The organism is Pseudomonas sp. F9001 (assembly GCF_013385435.1).
In the GTDB taxonomy this organism is placed as follows: domain Bacteria; phylum Pseudomonadota; class Gammaproteobacteria; order Pseudomonadales; family Pseudomonadaceae; genus Aquipseudomonas.
The window spans coordinates 19,861-35,022 of record NZ_JACAPX010000043.1 but is presented as its reverse complement, the minus strand read 5'-3'; the positions used below and the strand labels follow the sequence as shown (position 1 = coordinate 35,022).

Annotated in this window: 11 protein-coding genes; 5 read left to right on the top strand and 6 right to left on the bottom strand. The window is 62.3% G+C overall.

What is annotated here, in order from left to right; translation table 11 throughout:
• Positions 1-212 precede the first annotated feature (212 nt).
• Together HX818_RS28705 and HX818_RS28700 are read right to left on the bottom strand one after the other, a co-directional pair.
• Positions 213-1,655 (bottom strand): mechanosensitive ion channel domain-containing protein, encoded by a 1,443-nt coding sequence (locus HX818_RS28705; RefSeq protein WP_063028913.1) that lies wholly within the window; start codon positions 1,653-1,655, stop codon positions 213-215.
• Positions 1,656-1,718: 63 nt separating this feature from the next.
• Positions 1,719-2,585 carry a pirin family protein gene (locus HX818_RS28700; RefSeq protein ID WP_177021184.1) on the bottom strand — a complete coding sequence of 289 codons (867 nt, stop codon included), beginning with the start codon at positions 2,583-2,585 and terminating at the stop codon, positions 1,719-1,721.
• A gap of 186 nt (positions 2,586-2,771) precedes the next feature.
• On the opposite strand from HX818_RS28700, the gene HX818_RS28695 reads away from it, so the two are divergent.
• Complete coding sequence (locus HX818_RS28695; protein ID WP_177021183.1) at positions 2,772-3,878, top strand: efflux RND transporter periplasmic adaptor subunit; 1,107 nt, start codon at positions 2,772-2,774, stop codon at positions 3,876-3,878.
• 2 nt (positions 3,879-3,880) lie between these two features.
• Entirely contained in the window at positions 3,881-6,952 is a 3,072-nt protein-coding gene (locus HX818_RS28690; RefSeq protein ID WP_177021182.1) for an efflux RND transporter permease subunit, read from the top strand.
• A gap of 150 nt (positions 6,953-7,102) precedes the next feature.
• On the opposite strand, the gene HX818_RS28685 is transcribed toward HX818_RS28690, so the two are convergent.
• From HX818_RS28685 to HX818_RS28675, 3 genes are all read right to left on the bottom strand, one after another.
• Positions 7,103-8,332 (bottom strand): M20/M25/M40 family metallo-hydrolase, encoded by a 1,230-nt coding sequence (locus HX818_RS28685; RefSeq protein WP_177021181.1) that lies wholly within the window; start codon positions 8,330-8,332, stop codon positions 7,103-7,105.
• 68 nt (positions 8,333-8,400) lie between these two features.
• On the bottom strand, positions 8,401-9,459 hold the full coding sequence (locus HX818_RS28680; protein WP_023658718.1) for a diguanylate cyclase: 1,059 nt from the start codon (positions 9,457-9,459) through the stop codon (positions 8,401-8,403).
• 78 nt (positions 9,460-9,537) lie between these two features.
• Positions 9,538-10,173: a LysE family translocator gene (locus tag HX818_RS28675; protein ID WP_008431366.1), complete on the bottom strand. Its 636-nt coding sequence runs from the start codon at positions 10,171-10,173 to the stop codon at positions 9,538-9,540.
• A gap of 130 nt (positions 10,174-10,303) precedes the next feature.
• On the opposite strand from HX818_RS28675, the gene HX818_RS28670 reads away from it, so the two are divergent.
• Complete coding sequence (locus HX818_RS28670) at positions 10,304-11,746, top strand: PLP-dependent aminotransferase family protein (RefSeq protein WP_177021180.1); 1,443 nt, start codon at positions 10,304-10,306, stop codon at positions 11,744-11,746.
• Here HX818_RS28670 and HX818_RS28665 read toward each other — a convergent pair whose 3' ends face one another.
• Positions 11,747-13,213 (bottom strand): hypothetical protein, encoded by a 1,467-nt coding sequence (locus HX818_RS28665; protein WP_003210259.1) that lies wholly within the window; start codon positions 13,211-13,213, stop codon positions 11,747-11,749.
• Between the two features lie 174 nt (positions 13,214-13,387).
• On the opposite strand from HX818_RS28665, the gene HX818_RS28660 reads away from it, so the two are divergent.
• Complete coding sequence (locus HX818_RS28660; RefSeq protein ID WP_177021179.1) at positions 13,388-14,065, top strand: sterol desaturase family protein; 678 nt, start codon at positions 13,388-13,390, stop codon at positions 14,063-14,065.
• Positions 14,062-15,159, top strand: a complete 1,098-nt coding sequence (locus HX818_RS28655) for an SMP-30/gluconolactonase/LRE family protein (RefSeq protein ID WP_003210263.1) — start codon at positions 14,062-14,064, stop codon at positions 15,157-15,159. Before HX818_RS28660 ends, HX818_RS28655 begins: the two co-directional genes overlap by 4 nt.
• Positions 15,160-15,162: the final 3 nt, after the last annotated feature.

Below are 15,162 nucleotides of genomic sequence, written 5' to 3'. Positions count from 1 at the left end.
AGCCGCGCCGGGCCATGGATGGCCCGTCGCGGCGACCCGCGCAAGCGTGCCGGAGTGCGGGCATGCCGAGCCTAGGCGAGGCACCGAGTGGTGGGGCAAAGACCTTTTGGTTACTTTTGGCTGGGCCGGCATTCCGGGCGTTTGCCAAAAGTGACCCGCTGTAAGAGCGGAACCATAAGCGGCCGTTACCGCAGCAACGGATATGTACACCTTCAGGCCCGACTCCGCAGCCACTGCATAAACCCCTTCTTAACCGGCACCACAGGCGCCTCCTGCGTCAAACTCTGAGCCGCATGCAACCTGAAATCCAACAAACTTTTCATCGCCTCACTGATGTCATGCCGAGCATCCAGACAAGGCTTCAGATACTCCTTCTCAATCCGATACAACGTACAAAACGTCTTCGCCGAAAAGTCCGCAGGCACACCCTGCTCCGACAAAATCCCGGCCTCACCAATCACCTCCCCAGGCCCCATCCGCCCCGCTTCAAACTTGTGCCCCGCCTTGGTCAGCATCACCGAAATCACCCCGGACTCGATAATAAACAGGTGATCACTCACCTCCCCCGCGGGCAAAATCATCTCCCCGGCGCGAAAGGTCTGCAGCGTCATGTTCTGGCTGAATGTCTCCTTCTCCTCCTGCCTCAACGTCGAGAAAATAGATGAGCTCTCCAACAACGCCCGAGCCCGGGAAACCGTCACCGGCGCATTACTCTCGGCCGCCGACAACAAACTCACCCCCGCCGCCTGCAAATGCCGAAACGCCAAATCATAAAGCTGATTGCGCACCTCACGCTTAAGCGCCATGGCCGGCACAAACCCGCTGATCTCATACTCCACGCCACCACTGGCCGACGTCTTGAACGCCACGCTCGGCGCCGGCTTGGCCAACAACGGCCGACACCCCTGCATCGCCCGCTCCAGCGCATCCAGCACGGTTTGGGGCCGCGCATGGGGGCTGACTTGCAGGCTGACCGCCAAGCCAAACATATCTGCGGGACGTGAGAAGTTGATGATCTTGGCCTTGGCCGCCAACGAGTTGGGCACCACCGCCAGGCTGCCCTGGGAGGTTTGCAGTTGGGTGGCGCGCCAGTCGATGTCGATCACCCGGCCTTCGGTGCCGTCGATGGAGATCCAGTCATCCAGTTGGTAGGGTTTGGTGGTATTGAGCACGATGCCGGAAAACACGTCGCTCAAGGTGCTTTGCAACGCCAGGCCGACGATGATTGCCACCGCGCCGGAAGTGGCCAGCACGCCCTTGACCGGCAGGTCGAGCACGTAGGCCATGGCGGCGATGATCGCGATCAGGAAGATCACCGCGCCCACCAGATCCTGCAACAGCCGCCCGGTGTGGCCGACCCGCTGCATCATCACCGCGCCGAGCAATACCGTGAGGGTGCGCGCCGCAAACAGCCACCAGCCGATCTGGAACGCCGTTGCCGCCAAATGCAGCGCCACGTTGTCGCCGAACGGCGCGACCTGCATCGGGTTCATGCCTTCGTTGAACAGCACGGCGCTGAACACCGCAAAGATCACCAGCCGCGCCGCCAGCTTCCAATTGGCGAAATCGGCAGAGATCAAACGCCATACGGCAATATCGATCAGCACCAGCGCCAAGGCACAGAACATCGGGTGATCGGAGATAAATGAGGGCATTCAGGCGACTCCAGGGCGAATGCCATGAAGATCGCATGAAATGCCTTTGGAGGGTATAGCGCCCTAGCGCTGCATCTGCCCGAATTGCCCGGACTGATAGTCGGCAAACGCCTGGTGGATTTCCTGCTCGGTGTTCATCACGAACGGGCCGTGGCCGACGATGGGTTCGTCGATCGGCTCGCCGCTGAGCAACAGCACCATGGCGTCGTCGCTGGACTCGAGGCGCAGTTGCGTGCCATCGCGCTCGAACAGTGCCAACTGCCCTTCCCGCGCCACTTCAGTGCCGTTGATCCGCAGCGTGCCGCGCAATACCACCAGCGCGGTGTTGCGCCCGGCGTGCAGGTCCAGCGTCACAGAGCGGCCGGCTTTGAGCCGCATATCCCACACGTCGATCGGCGTGAAGGTACGAGCCGGGCCTTTGACCCCGTCGAACTCGCCCGCGATCAAGCGCAGGCTGCCGGCGTGGTCGGCCAGGGGCAGCGTCGGAATATCGCCATCGAGGATGGTCTGGTAACCGGCATCGGTCATTTTGTCCCTGGCCGGCAGGTTGACCCACAACTGGACCATTTCCAGGGCGCCGCCGCTGCGGGCGAACGCCTCGGAGTGAAACTCCTCGTGAATGATGCCCCTGGCGGCTGTCATCCATTGCACATCGCCCGGGCCGATGGTGCCGCCGGCGCCGGTGGAATCGCGGTGCTCGACTTCGCCCTTGTAGACGATGGTCACGGTTTCAAAACCGCGATGGGGATGCTGGCCCACGCCGCGACGTTGCTCGGTCGGGGTGAATGCCGCAGGACCGGCGTGATCCAGCAACAGGAACGGGCTGATCTGCTTGCCCATGGTGTCGTAGGAAAACAGCGTGCGAACCGGAAAGCCGTCGCCGACCCAATGGCCACGTGGGCTGGTGTAGATGCCGATGATCTTTTTCATATGTGTCTCCAGTAATGGATACACCTTAAATCCGATACCAATTCCGCGCTAGACGGCAAAATCGGCCCTGATCGTCCCACCAGTGGAACAAAGACTCGGGGCTGGATTATTTTATATTTCGACCATAATATGGTGACAAATATTACAAGCGTAATTTTTAGCTCACCCCGCCCCACGGAGCCCGACATGAACCCTCTCCCCCTGCGTCTTCTCACCCCCCTGGCCCTGCTGGCGGTACTCAGTGCCTGCAACAACAAGGCCGACCCCGTCGCCGAAGCGCCCCTGCCCCGCCCGGTGCTGGCCGCCAAGGTCGAAGCCGCCGGCAGCCAGCAAAGCGCCTACACCGGCGTAGTGGCCGCGCGCACGGAAAGTGACCTGGGGTTTCGCGTCAGCGGCAAGGTGATCGAGCGCAAGGTTGATCCCGGCCAGCACGTCAACCGTGGCGACACTTTGCTGGTGCTGGATATCGGCGACTTCGAACTGGCCCTGCGTTCGGCAAAAAACCGCGTCAATGCGGCCCAGGCGCAACTGCGCCAACGCCGGGACGATGAATCCCGCTACCAGCGCCTGGCCAATACCGGCGCCGTGTCGCGGCAGATTTTCGACCAGTCCGCCACCAATCTGCGGGTGGCCGAAGCCGAGCTGGCCTCCGCGCAATCCGACGCCAGCCAGATCGAAAACCGCCGCACCTACTCGGTGCTCAGGGCCGACAGCGACGGCATCATCACCGACGTGCGGGTGGACCGCGGCCAAGTGGTCGCCGAGGGGCAAGTGGTGGCGCGCCTGGCCCACGACGGCGCCCGGGAAGCCATCGTCAACCTCCCGGAAAACCAGCGCGACCAGGCTTCGCAAAAAGCCCTGGCGTTCCCCTTCGGCGCCCCTGAGCAGGCAGTGACCGCCACGTTGCGCGAGCTGTCTGCCAGCGCCGACCCGACCACCCGCACCTACCGGGCCCGCTATGTATTGCATGGCCCCGTCGACCGCTTCGCTCTCGGCTCGACCATCACCGTGCGCCTGCAAGGTAACGGCCAGGCGCAACAGACCCGCGTGCCCATCGGGGCGCTGCAGGATGCCGGCAAAGGCACCGGTGTGTGGGTGATTGGCGCCGATGACAAGGTCAGCTTCGCCCCGGTCAACGTCGCCAGCCTCGGCCAGGAGGACGCGTTGCTGGACAGTGGCGTGGACCCTGGCCAAGTAGTCGTCGCCCTCGGCGCGCACCTGCTGCACAGCGGTGACGCGGTACGCCTGTTGCCGGCCCAGGTATTGGCCCTCAACCGTCAGCAGGAACACTGATAATGCGCGGGATCAACCTCTCCGAACTGGCGGTCAAGCATCGCGCAGTCACGCTGTTCCTGATCATCGCGATACTCGCCGCCGGGGTCTTTGCCTTCGGCAAACTGGGACGCGCCGAAGACCCTTCGTTCACCGTCAAGGTCATGACCATCACCGCCGCCTGGCCCGGCGCCACCGCGCAAGAGATGCAGGAGCAAGTGGCCGACCGCCTGGAAAAACGCCTGCAGGAGCTGGACTATTACGACCGCGTCGAAACCATCGCCCAACCGGGCTTCGTCTCGATGCGCATGACGTACCTGGAGTCCACCCGCCCCAGCGAGATCCAGGACCTGTTCTACCAGACCCGCAAAAAGCTCAGCGACGAAGCCGCGAAGTTGCCCAAGGGGGTGATCGGCCCGTTTTTTAACGATGAATACTCCGACGTGTACTTTTCCCTGTACGCGCTGGAGGCCGAACACCTGCCCCACCGGCAACTGGTGCAAATGGCCGAGGACATGCGCCAGGGCCTGCTCAATCTGCCGGGAGTGAAGAAGGTCAATATCCTCGGCGAACAGGCGCAGCGGATCTTCGTCGAGTTTTCCTATGAGCGCCTGGCCACCTTGGGCATCAAGCCCGAGCAGATCTTCGCCGCCCTCGCCGCCCAGAATGCCGTGGCACCTTCAGGCTTTGTCGAGACCGCCGGGGCACGCGCCTATATCCGCATCGACGGGGCCTTCGACAGCCTGGCGCTGATCGAAAACGTCCCGCTGGAAGCCAACGGCAAGCTGCTGCGCATCGCCGATGTGGCCACCGTCAGCCGGGGTTATGAAGACCCGCCCAGCTACCGTATCCGTCATCAGGGCGACCCCTCGCTGATGCTCGGGGTGATCATGGAGAAGCACTGGAACGGCCTGGAACTGGACAAGGCTCTCAAGGCCCAGGAAGCGAAAATCCAGGCCGACCTGCCGCTGGGGGTCAACTTCGCCAAGGTCTCCGACCAGGCGAAAAACATCAGCCTGGCGGTCAACGAGTTCATGCTGAAGTTCTTCGTCGCCCTCGCGGTGGTGATGGTGATCAGCCTGCTGGCCCTGGGGTTCCGTGTCGGGCTGGTGGTGGCTGCTGCGGTGCCGCTGACCTTGTCGATCGTGTTTGTGATCATGCTGATGACCGGCCGCGAATTCGACCGGGTGACCCTGGGCGCGTTGATCATTTCCCTGGGCCTGCTGGTGGACGACGCGATCATTGCGATCGAGATGATGGTGGTTAAACTCGAGGAAGGTTTTGACCGGATCCACGCAGCCACCTTCGCCTGGAGTTCCACCGCCGCGCCGATGCTCACCGGCACCCTGGTGACGATTATCGGCTTCCTGCCGGTGGGTTTTGCCCGCTCGGGCGCCGGTGAGTATGCCGGGAATATTTTCTGGATCGTCGGTTTTGCGCTGATCGCGTCGTGGCTGGTGGCGGTGGTGTTCACCCCGTACCTGGGGGTCAAGCTGTTGCCGCACATCGAGCCGGTTGTCGGCGGCCACGATGCAATTTACGCCGGGCGCTATTACCAGAAACTGCGGCGCCTGGTGGACGCTTGCGTGCGCAGACGCTGGCTGGTCACCGGGTTGGTGGTGGCGGCCTTTGTGCTGTGTGGCCTGGGCATGGGCGTGGTGAAGAAGCAGTTCTTTCCCAACTCCGACCGTTCCGAGCTGATTCTGGAGGTGTACATGCCACCGGGCAGCGCCTTCAAAAGCACCGAGGCGGTAGCGGCGCAGGTGGAAAAGGCGCTGATGGAGGAGCCGCAAACCGTGATGGTCGACACCTATGTCGGCGGTGGTGCACCACGGTTTTTCCTGTCGCTGAACCCTGAGCTGCCAGACCCCGCCTTCGCCAAGCTGATCGTGCAGACCGCCGACGCCCATGCCCGGGACAGCCTGAAAAAACGCATGGCTGAACGCATCGCGGCCGGCGAATTTCCATCGGCGCGGGTGCGCGTCACCCAGTTGGTATTCGGCCCGCCGGTGCCCTTCCCGGTGGTGTTTCGCGTGTCCGGCCCCGACCTGAATGTGCTGCGCGGCCTGGCTGAAGACGTGCGCCAAGTGGTCGCCGCCAACACACTCACGCGGGACAGCTTCCTCGACTGGGGCGAGCGCGCCAGCAGTTACCGCCTGGTACTCGACCAGGACCGCCTGCGCCTGCTGGGCTTTACCCCCGACGGGGTGAAATCCCAGCTCAACGCGTTGCTCAGCGGCAACCCGATCACCGAAGTGCGCGAAGGCAATCGTACCGTTTCAGTGGTTGCCCGCTCCCAGGGCAGCCAGCGCGAAGACCTCGGCAACCTCGACAATATGACCCTGACCAACAGTGCCGGTGTCTCGGTGCCATTGGCCCAGGTCGGGCATTTCCAGGCGGTGATGGAAGAACCGATCCTCAAGCGCCGCAACCGTGCGCTGACCGTGGAAGTGCGCGCCGATATTGTCGACGCCACCCAGCCGCCAGACGTGGAAATGGCGGTGTACAAGGACCTGCAACCCCTGATCGCCAAGCTGCCGGCCGGGTATCAGATCGTCATCGGCGGTCCGGTGGAAGAAAGCGCCAAGGCCAACGTGGCGCTGGCGGCACTGTTCCCGATCATGATTCTGCTGACGTTGACCGTGATCATGTTCCAGGTGCGTTCGTTCGGGGTGATGTTCATGGTGTTCGCCACCGCGCCGCTGGGGCTGATCGGGGCGGTGCCGACGCTGCTGCTGTTCAACCAGCCGTTCGGGTTCAACGCGATATTGGGGCTGATCGGGATTGGCGGGATCCTGATGCGCAATACGCTGATCTTTACCGACCAGATTCGGCAGAACCAGGACCAGGGCATGGTGATTCGCGAGGCGATCATCGAGGCCACGGTGCGCCGGGCACGGCCGGTGATCCTGACCGCGCTGGCGGCGGCGTTGGCGTTTATTCCGCTGACATTGTCGGTGTTCTGGTCGTCGCTGGCGTATGTGTTGATTGGCGGGGTGTTGGTCGGGACAGTGTTGACGTTGCTGTTCTTGCCGGCGCTGTGCAGTTTGGTGCTGGGGCGGGAGAAGACCCGGGAAGTGGTGCCTGCAACCTGATCCAACCAACACCACAAACCAATGTGGGAGCGGGCTTGCTCGCGAAAGCGGTGTACCAGATAAGCAGATGTCGACTGATAGACCGCATTCGCGAGCAAGCCCGCTCCCACACAAGCCCGCTCCCACATTTAGAGGTGTGGCGTTTTTAAGTCAGCGCTTGGAGAGCTCCATGATCATCCGGCTCAGCAGATAAATCCGCGGCGCCACGCTCTCCACCTCGGCATATTCCTCCGGCGTATGGATATTGCCCCCGACAATCCCGAACCCGTCGAGGGTCGGCGTACCCACGCCAGCCGACAAGCTCGCATCCGCCGCCCCGCCGCTGCCCTCAATGGTCAGCTTGCGCCCCAACTCGCCATAAATCCCCTGGGCAATCGCCACCAGCTTGTCCGACTCCGGCGTCTGCGGCATCGGCGGCAGGCCACGGTGCAAACTGGTGGTCACTTCAGTCTCGGGGATCAGCTTGTTGGCCGAGACCCGTGCCAGGTCTTTCTCGATCCGGTCAAACTCTTCCGGCAACGCCGCCCGTACATCCGCCTTGGCGGTGGCCTGGTCGGGGATCACGTTGACCCGGTCGCCGGAGTTGATCACGGTGAAGTTGATGGTGGTTTTCTTCTCGGCATCCCCCAGCTTGCCCAGTTGCAGAATCTGGTGCGCCGCTTCCATCGCCGCGTTGCGCCCCAATTCCGGGGCGACGCCGGCGTGGGCGGCCTTGCCCTTGACCTCGACCACGGCGGTGGCGCTGCCTTTGCGCCATACCACCAGGCCATCGGCCGGGCGACCCGGTTCCAGGTTGAGCGTCACGTCGTGGCCCTTGGCGGTGTTGCGGATCAGCTCGGACGCGCCGTCGGTGCCGGTTTCTTCGCTGGCGTCCAGCAGGAAAGTGATTTGTGCGTAGTCCTTGAAGCCCTGGTTTTTCAGGACCTTCAAGGCGTAGATGCCGGCGACGATGCCGCCCTTGTCATCCATTACGCCCGGGCCATAGGCGCGGCCGTCCTTGATGTGGAACGGCCGGGCAGCCGCCGAGCCTTCCTTGAACACCGTGTCCATGTGGGCCATCAGCAGGATCCTGGCCTTGCCGGTGCCCTTGAGGGTGGCGATGACATGGCTGTTATGGGCCGCGGCATCCGGCACCAGCTGGATGCTGAAACCCAGTTGCTTGAGCTCATCGACGGCGATGTCACGCACTTGGGTCAGGCCCGGCTCGTAGCCGGAGCCCGAATCGATATTCACCAGGCGCTCCAACAGTTTCAAGGCCTCGGCCTTGTACTGCTCGGAATCGGCCTGGATCTGTTTGTGGGGTTCGGCGCTGAAGGCCGGCATGGCGAAAGACAGCGCCAGGGTGGCCGCCAGCAAGGTACGCGGGAAGTTGAAGAGCATGAACCGATCCTTGTTTTTGTTGGAAGGTAGCGCTCCACCCTACCTGACAAACACCGATTTGTTGATCCTCAGATCGACCTCAACCAACTTCCCTGCACCGAACTGACCCGGTTGCGCCCGCTGCTCTTGGCCTCGTACAAGGCCTGGTCGGCATCGTTCAGCCAACTGGTGGCGTCGGCGTGTGCCGGCCGGTATGGCGCCAGGCCGATGCTCAGGCTGGCGCGCAAGGTCGGGTCCTGTGCGTAGGCCAGGGAGTTGAAGCGATCACGCAGGGCGTCCATCACCTCGGTGGCGCGGTTCAGGGGCATGTCCGGCAGGATCACGCAGAATTCGTCGCCGCCATAGCGCCCGGCCAGGTCAGTGGCCCGCAGGTTCTGGCGCAGCACTTTGCTCAATTGACGCAGCACGATATCGCCGGTGACATGGCCGTAGGTGTCGTTGATGGTCTTGAAGTGGTCGATGTCGATCAACGCGATGGCGGCGCCCTGCTGGTCGCGGCGGCAGCGCTGGAACTCGATTTCCAGGTGGTCTTTCCAGGCGCCGTGGTTGAGCAGGCCCGACAGGCTGTCGGTGCGGCTCAGGGCCAGCAACTCGCGCTTGTGCCGGGCCAGGGTGATCGCTTGCCGGTAACAGATCCAGCCCAGCGCCAGGGGATACAGCATCAGGATCGGCAGGCAGGCGTAGAGCTGCACTTCACTGGTGAGGGCGGTCACCGCCGGAGTGAACACCAGCATCGAGGCGCCGATGCCCAGCGCCTGGGCCACCCAACCGGCGAGCATGAAGCGCGGGCCGCCGATGGCGACGTTGTTCATGGTCATCATCGACAAGGTGGTCACGCTGGGCAGCGGGTTGAACTGCATGGCGCCAACCCAGAACCCGCCGCAAAACGAGTCGAACAGCAGGTTGCGGTGTTCCGAGCGCAGGGAGTTTTTCGAGTGCCGCGACCATTGGTAGGCCACATGCGGCCAGATGAAGGCATTGGCGATCATCACTCCCCAGACCCAAGCGGATTTATCCAGCGGGTAGATGGCGGCGGCCACACAGACAAACCCGAGGGTCAATCCCAGGGTGCGCGACTTGTACAAGCGTGAAGCGAGCGAAAGTCCGTTTCCTCCTGCGGCTGGCATGTCTGGCTTGATCCTGGATGAATGCCCGAAGTCTATCAGGGCACCGGCAGATCGCCACTACCGCTCATAAGCTGGCCTTCAGCTGGAAAAGCCCCGGGCCAACATCAGCGCCACCCCCAGCAGCAACACCGCCGTGGCCCGTTGCAGCAACACCCGGCGCTTGGGGTTTTCCAGCACGTGCTTGATGCGCTGGCCGAAGTAGCAATACAGGCAGCCGCTGGCAAATTGCAGCAGCAGGAAGGTCAGGCCGAGGATCGCGATGTCGGCGGCGGCACTGCCCTGGCCGATGGCGGCGAACTGCGGGAATACCGCGCTGAACAGAATGATCGCCTTGGGATTCGACAACCCGGTCAGCAGGCCCTTGCCGAAAAGACTGCGGGCATTTTCCGCAGTTGCATCGTTGGTCTTGATGGTCACTCCGCTGCTGGTCCATTGCTTGTAGGCCAGGTAAAGGATGTAGGCCACGCCTACCACCTGGATGATCCGGGTGATCAGCGGGTAATCCTTGATCAGCTCGGAAAAACCCACGGCAAAGATCAGGATCGACACCAGGTAGGAAACACTCGCCCCGAACTGCGCCGGCAGGGAGCGGCGCAGGCCGTCCTTCAGGCCGAGGCTGAGCAACAACAAGGTCATGGGCCCGGGGCTGAAGGCCAGGGTGGTGCACAGCAGCAGGAAATACAAAAACGAAGACAGCGTCAGCGCGGTGGCCATGGCGTGGAATTTCACAGCAGGAAAGAGGGCTTGCAGTCTAGGGCGCACATGCCGCCACAGGCAGGTAAACTCTACGGATATACGCGCAGACTTTACCGGTGAAGTTGGCGGCAAACTTAAGGACAGTGTGATGCCCATTCCTGCGATTCACTTTCATGACCGAGCACCGAAGGTGCAGCAGATCGTCGATGCCCTGGCCCATGCGATCGAGCAAGGCGAATTGGCCGCTGGCAGCAAACTGCCTTCGGTGCGTGAGTTGGGAGCCTTGCTGGGCGTCGGAAAATTCACCATGAATGAAGCGCTGGATCGCCTGCGCGGGCGTCACCTCCTGACCTCCAGCCAGGGCCGCGGGCACTTTGTCGCCAGCAGCCTGGCACAGCCGTCGTCCAGCACCTGGGTCGACTTGCTGCCCCAGGACTTGCTCAGCGTACTGCGCCGCCCCCTGGCCATGGCCCAGGGCGACCTGCGCCCCGGCGGCGGCCATCTGCCGGAAGACTGGCTGGATTCCGAAGCCCTGCGCCAGGCCATGCGCAGCGCAGTGCGCGCCCCTACTCTGCGCATCGCCGGGCTGGGCACCCCGGCGGGCCTGCTGCCGTTGCGCCAGGCGCTGCAACAGAAACTGCACGGTGAAGGGTTGTCGGTGCCGGTGGAACAAATCATCACCACGCCCAACACGGTGCAAGGCCTGGACATGCTCATGCGCCTGCTGGCGCGGCCCGGGGACACGGTGCTGCTGGATGCACCGTGTTATTTCAACTTCCACGCGAACCTGGCGTTGCATGGGGTCAAGGTGGTGACGATCGCCCGGCGGCCTGACGGGTTTGATTTTGTCGCGTTGGAGCAGTTGTTGGCGGAGCATCGTCCCAGCCTGTACCTGACCACCAGCGTGTTGCATAACCCCACCGGGCATTCATTCAGTCCGAGCCAAGCGTTTCGGTTGTTGCAACTGGCCCGGGAGTATCGCTGCCATATCGTTGAGGATGATCTTTACGGGGATTTGCACCCTAACCCGCCGCCGCGCCTGGCGACTTTGGCGGGATTGGAGCAGGTGACGTACCTGTCGGGGTTTTCGAAGGTGCTGACGGCGAATGCGCGGGTCAGTTATGTGGTGGCGGCGCCGCAATTGGCGGCGAATCTGACCAATATGAAGTTGATGAGCGGCGGTATAACGTCCGAGCTGTTCGAACAGATTGTGTATCGGCTGCTGAGTGAGGGTGGGTATGCCCGGCATCGCAAGCGCATGGTTCAGCGGCTGCTGGAGGCCGGTGGGCGGGTTGAGCAGTGGCTGCGGCGTTGTGGGTGTGAATTGCCGATGGGGTTTGAGGGGGGGATGTTCATCTGGGCGCGGTTGCCGGCGGGGGTAAATGGTGAGCGGCTGGCTGAAGCCGGGTTGAAACGCGGGATGGTGTTGGCGCCGGGGGCGTTGTTCGGGTATGAGCCGGGGTTGCGGGATTTCATGCGGTTTAATGTGGCGCATTGCGACGAAGGGTGGGTTCAGGCGCAGTTTGAAGGGTTGCTGGGGGCGCCAACCCGAAGAGTTGGCGCCGGGGTTACGGATCAAGCGGAGGGTTGATCACCGTTCACTGGAGATCACGCGCTGGCTGCAGATATGAGCCATGCTGACCGGGGTAGCGTCGCCACCCACGCCGACATCCGGGTACTCCTCGATGCGCAGGCGCCAGACGGCGAAGTTGTAGTTGGTCTCCCAGGTATTTTTGTAACCCGAGTCGTAGGACACATACCTGACAGTCGCCTCACCCGCGCAGTTGCCCAGGTTGACCGTACCGGATGCCGCGCCCGACACGCCGGTTACCGAACCGTAGTAAGGGATGTACACCGGCAGGTAGGTATTACGGTTGACGTGCTTGTCGAGTTGCAGATACGGGGTCAATCCCTGCAGGCGTTTACCGGTGCTGTCGGCCCAGGTCACGGCCCAGCTCAAGTCACGTGCCGCCTGGGTGGTCATGAACGGGTCGTAGTCATTGGCCGAAGCCGGGATCCGCACCACGTTGTCACCTTGCACACTGTGGCTCAACACCTCGGGTGTGGAGCCCAGCGACAGCTTGTAGCGCGCCGTAGCCTTCCAGGTTGCGGCCGGGTTAGGCCGCACCCGTACGTTCACCACACCATTAACCGATGGCGTTGGCCAGGTGATTTTCGCCTTGGGGCTGATCGGGATCCATTTGACGCCGTCAAAATACTCGGAAATCCACTGGCCCCGATCGCTCTCGTTCACACCGTCGAAATAGGCACTGACCTTCTGCCCGCGCAGGGCCTTGAAGGAGAAGTAGTCTTCATCGGTCGCCGTGTCGGAGTTACCCGTGACGTAGTTCAGGGTATCCGGCAGTTGATAAGCCGTTTCGAAACTGTCGTTAGGCTCGAAATCGTCAATCGTCATGTTGATATCCACGCCGAAACTGAACGGCGAACCGTCAGCCGAATTGGCATGCATGAACCAGTAGTAGTCGCCAGGTGGCAGTACGCCAGCCAACACCTCGTTGGCATTGCCCGGGTTATCCGACGTGCCGAGAGAAGTGATGTTGTTCTGGCCGTCGTCCTGGAACAGGGTCAGGGACATGTTGGTGGCAGCACTCTGCCCTACCAGCATCACTGTCGCCCGTGCCTTTTGGGGCACGTTGAAGTGGTAGCAGACGTCGTTGCCGGTTTGCACACCGTCCAGGTTATACATCTGGTTGATACCGAGGGTCTGGCACAGCGGCGTGAACGCCTGGGCCGCCACGGCCTGGGCATCCACCTTGGCGCTATCTGCCTGTACAGGCTCGGCGACCACAACCCCGCTCAAGGCCTTGGCAGCCTGCACCGGCTTTTTCAGCTGCTGCGAGGTTTTGATTTTGTCCAGGAAGGCAGCCGACGCCTTCTGCGCCGTGACGTTGCCGCCACTCTTGAGGGCTTGTTGCACGGCTTGCTGCAACGGTTGCGGCGTCAAGTGTGCAGGAGATTGTTCGGCCAGGGCGCAGGCCGAAACGAAGCAGGACGCCGCGATGGCGGCTCCGAGCATGAACGCTTTTTTCGATTTCATTTTTTATCCATCCATAGTTAAAAAATTGAAGCTCAGGTGATCGGCGACATCCGGTCACCTGGGATGGAATGTAGGACATAACTGTATGCATGTACAGTATTTTTATGGCGGCAGGATAGATGCGCCAATCCCGACTACGCTCATCCCCAACAAAAACAACACCGAGCGCCCCCAATGACTCACCCCACCGAGGCCTTCCGCACCACCTACCGCGCCAGCATCCACCCCTCCTACAACCCGTGGCTCCACGCTGGTTTCGTTTTCGGCTACGGCCTGCTCTGCATCAGCCTGTTCTGGTCTACCACCCGGCAAATCCAGCCATTGGAATGGCTGGCCATCCCCCTCACCCTGATTTTCTTCAATCTGTGTATCTATCTCGTCCACCGTCACCTGGGCCATCACAAACACTCCTTCGCCCGCCTGTTCTACGCCCGCCACACCGGCGACCACCACAGCTTCTTCACCCCCGCCCACATGACCTACGACAGCCCTCGAGACTGGCGTGTCATCCTGTTCCCCGCCTGGCTCATCCTGGTCCACAGCCTGGTCATCACCCTCCCCGCCTGGTGGCTGCTCAAACACCTCAACCCCAACGTCGCCGGCCTGTTCGCCGGCTGCATGATCCTCGGCTACCTGCTCTACGAGTTTTTCCACGCCTGCGAACACCTGCCCCCCGACCACCCCGTGGCCCGCCTGCCGTGGATCCGCCAGATGCATCACCTGCACGCCCTGCATCACCGGCGCGAACTGATGCAGGGACGCAACTTCAACATCGTCCTGCCGCTGATGGACTATCTGTTCGGCACCCTGCATTGGGAACCGCCCACCACTGATCACCAGGAATCGTCATGAGTACCCGTCCAAGCAACGTTGGTCGTCTGGTCCTGCTGATCCTGACCGCCATCGTCGCCTTCCTGCTGCTGATGCCCACCAAAGTGCAACCGGTCAACTGGTCGCCGCCCAAGGCGCCATCCCTGAAGGACGGGCCCTACGCCGAAAACCAGCGCCTCAAGGACGTGAAAAGAACCGGCGCCCAGGACATCGCCGGGCCCGAAGCCTTGTTGCTGGATGGCAAAGGGTTCCTCATCACCGGCCTGCATGACGGGCGCATCATCCGCACGGCCCCCGAAAGCCACGTTCTCGAAGAGCTGACCAACACCCAGGGTCGCCCCCTGGGCCTGGCCCTGCATCCGGACGGGCGGTTGATCATTGCCGATGGGATCAAGGGCCTGCTCGCCCTCGACACCCAGCACAATCTCACCACCCTGGCCACCAGCGCCGCCGGCCTGCCGTTTGGCTTTGTCGATGACGTCACCGTCGACGCCGCCGGGCGTTATGCGTACTTCAGCGATGCATCAAGCCGATGGGGTTATGGGGAAGACGGCGAGGCGGTGATCGAGCACGGCGGTGACGGCCGTTTGCTACGGTATGACTTCAGCACCGGCCACACCGAGGTATTGCTGGACCAGTTGCAATTCGCCAATGGCGTGGCCCTGGGGCCGAACGAAGACTATGTGCTGGTCAACGAAACCGGCGCCTATCGCATCAGCCGCTACTGGCTCAAGGGCGACAAGGCCGGCGTCCACGACCTGTTTATCGACAACCTGCCGGGCCTGCCGGACAACCTCAGTTTCAACGGCAAGGACCGGTTCTGGGTTGCCTTGTATTCACCGCGCAACCCGCTGCTCGACGGTTTTGCCGGCTACCCGCTGATGCGCAAGATCATGGTACGGGCACTGATGGTGGTGCCCAAGCCCATCGAGCGTAAGGCCTTTGTGCTCGGGCTGGACGTGAACGGCAAGGTCATCGCAAACCTGCAGGATGGCAGCAGCGGTAACTACTCGCCCGTCACCACGGCACGTGAGTACGGTGACTGGTTGTATCTGGGTTCGCTTAAAAACACCGGTATGGCGCGCTTGCCACTCAAGGTGGCGTTGGCGCAATAACGA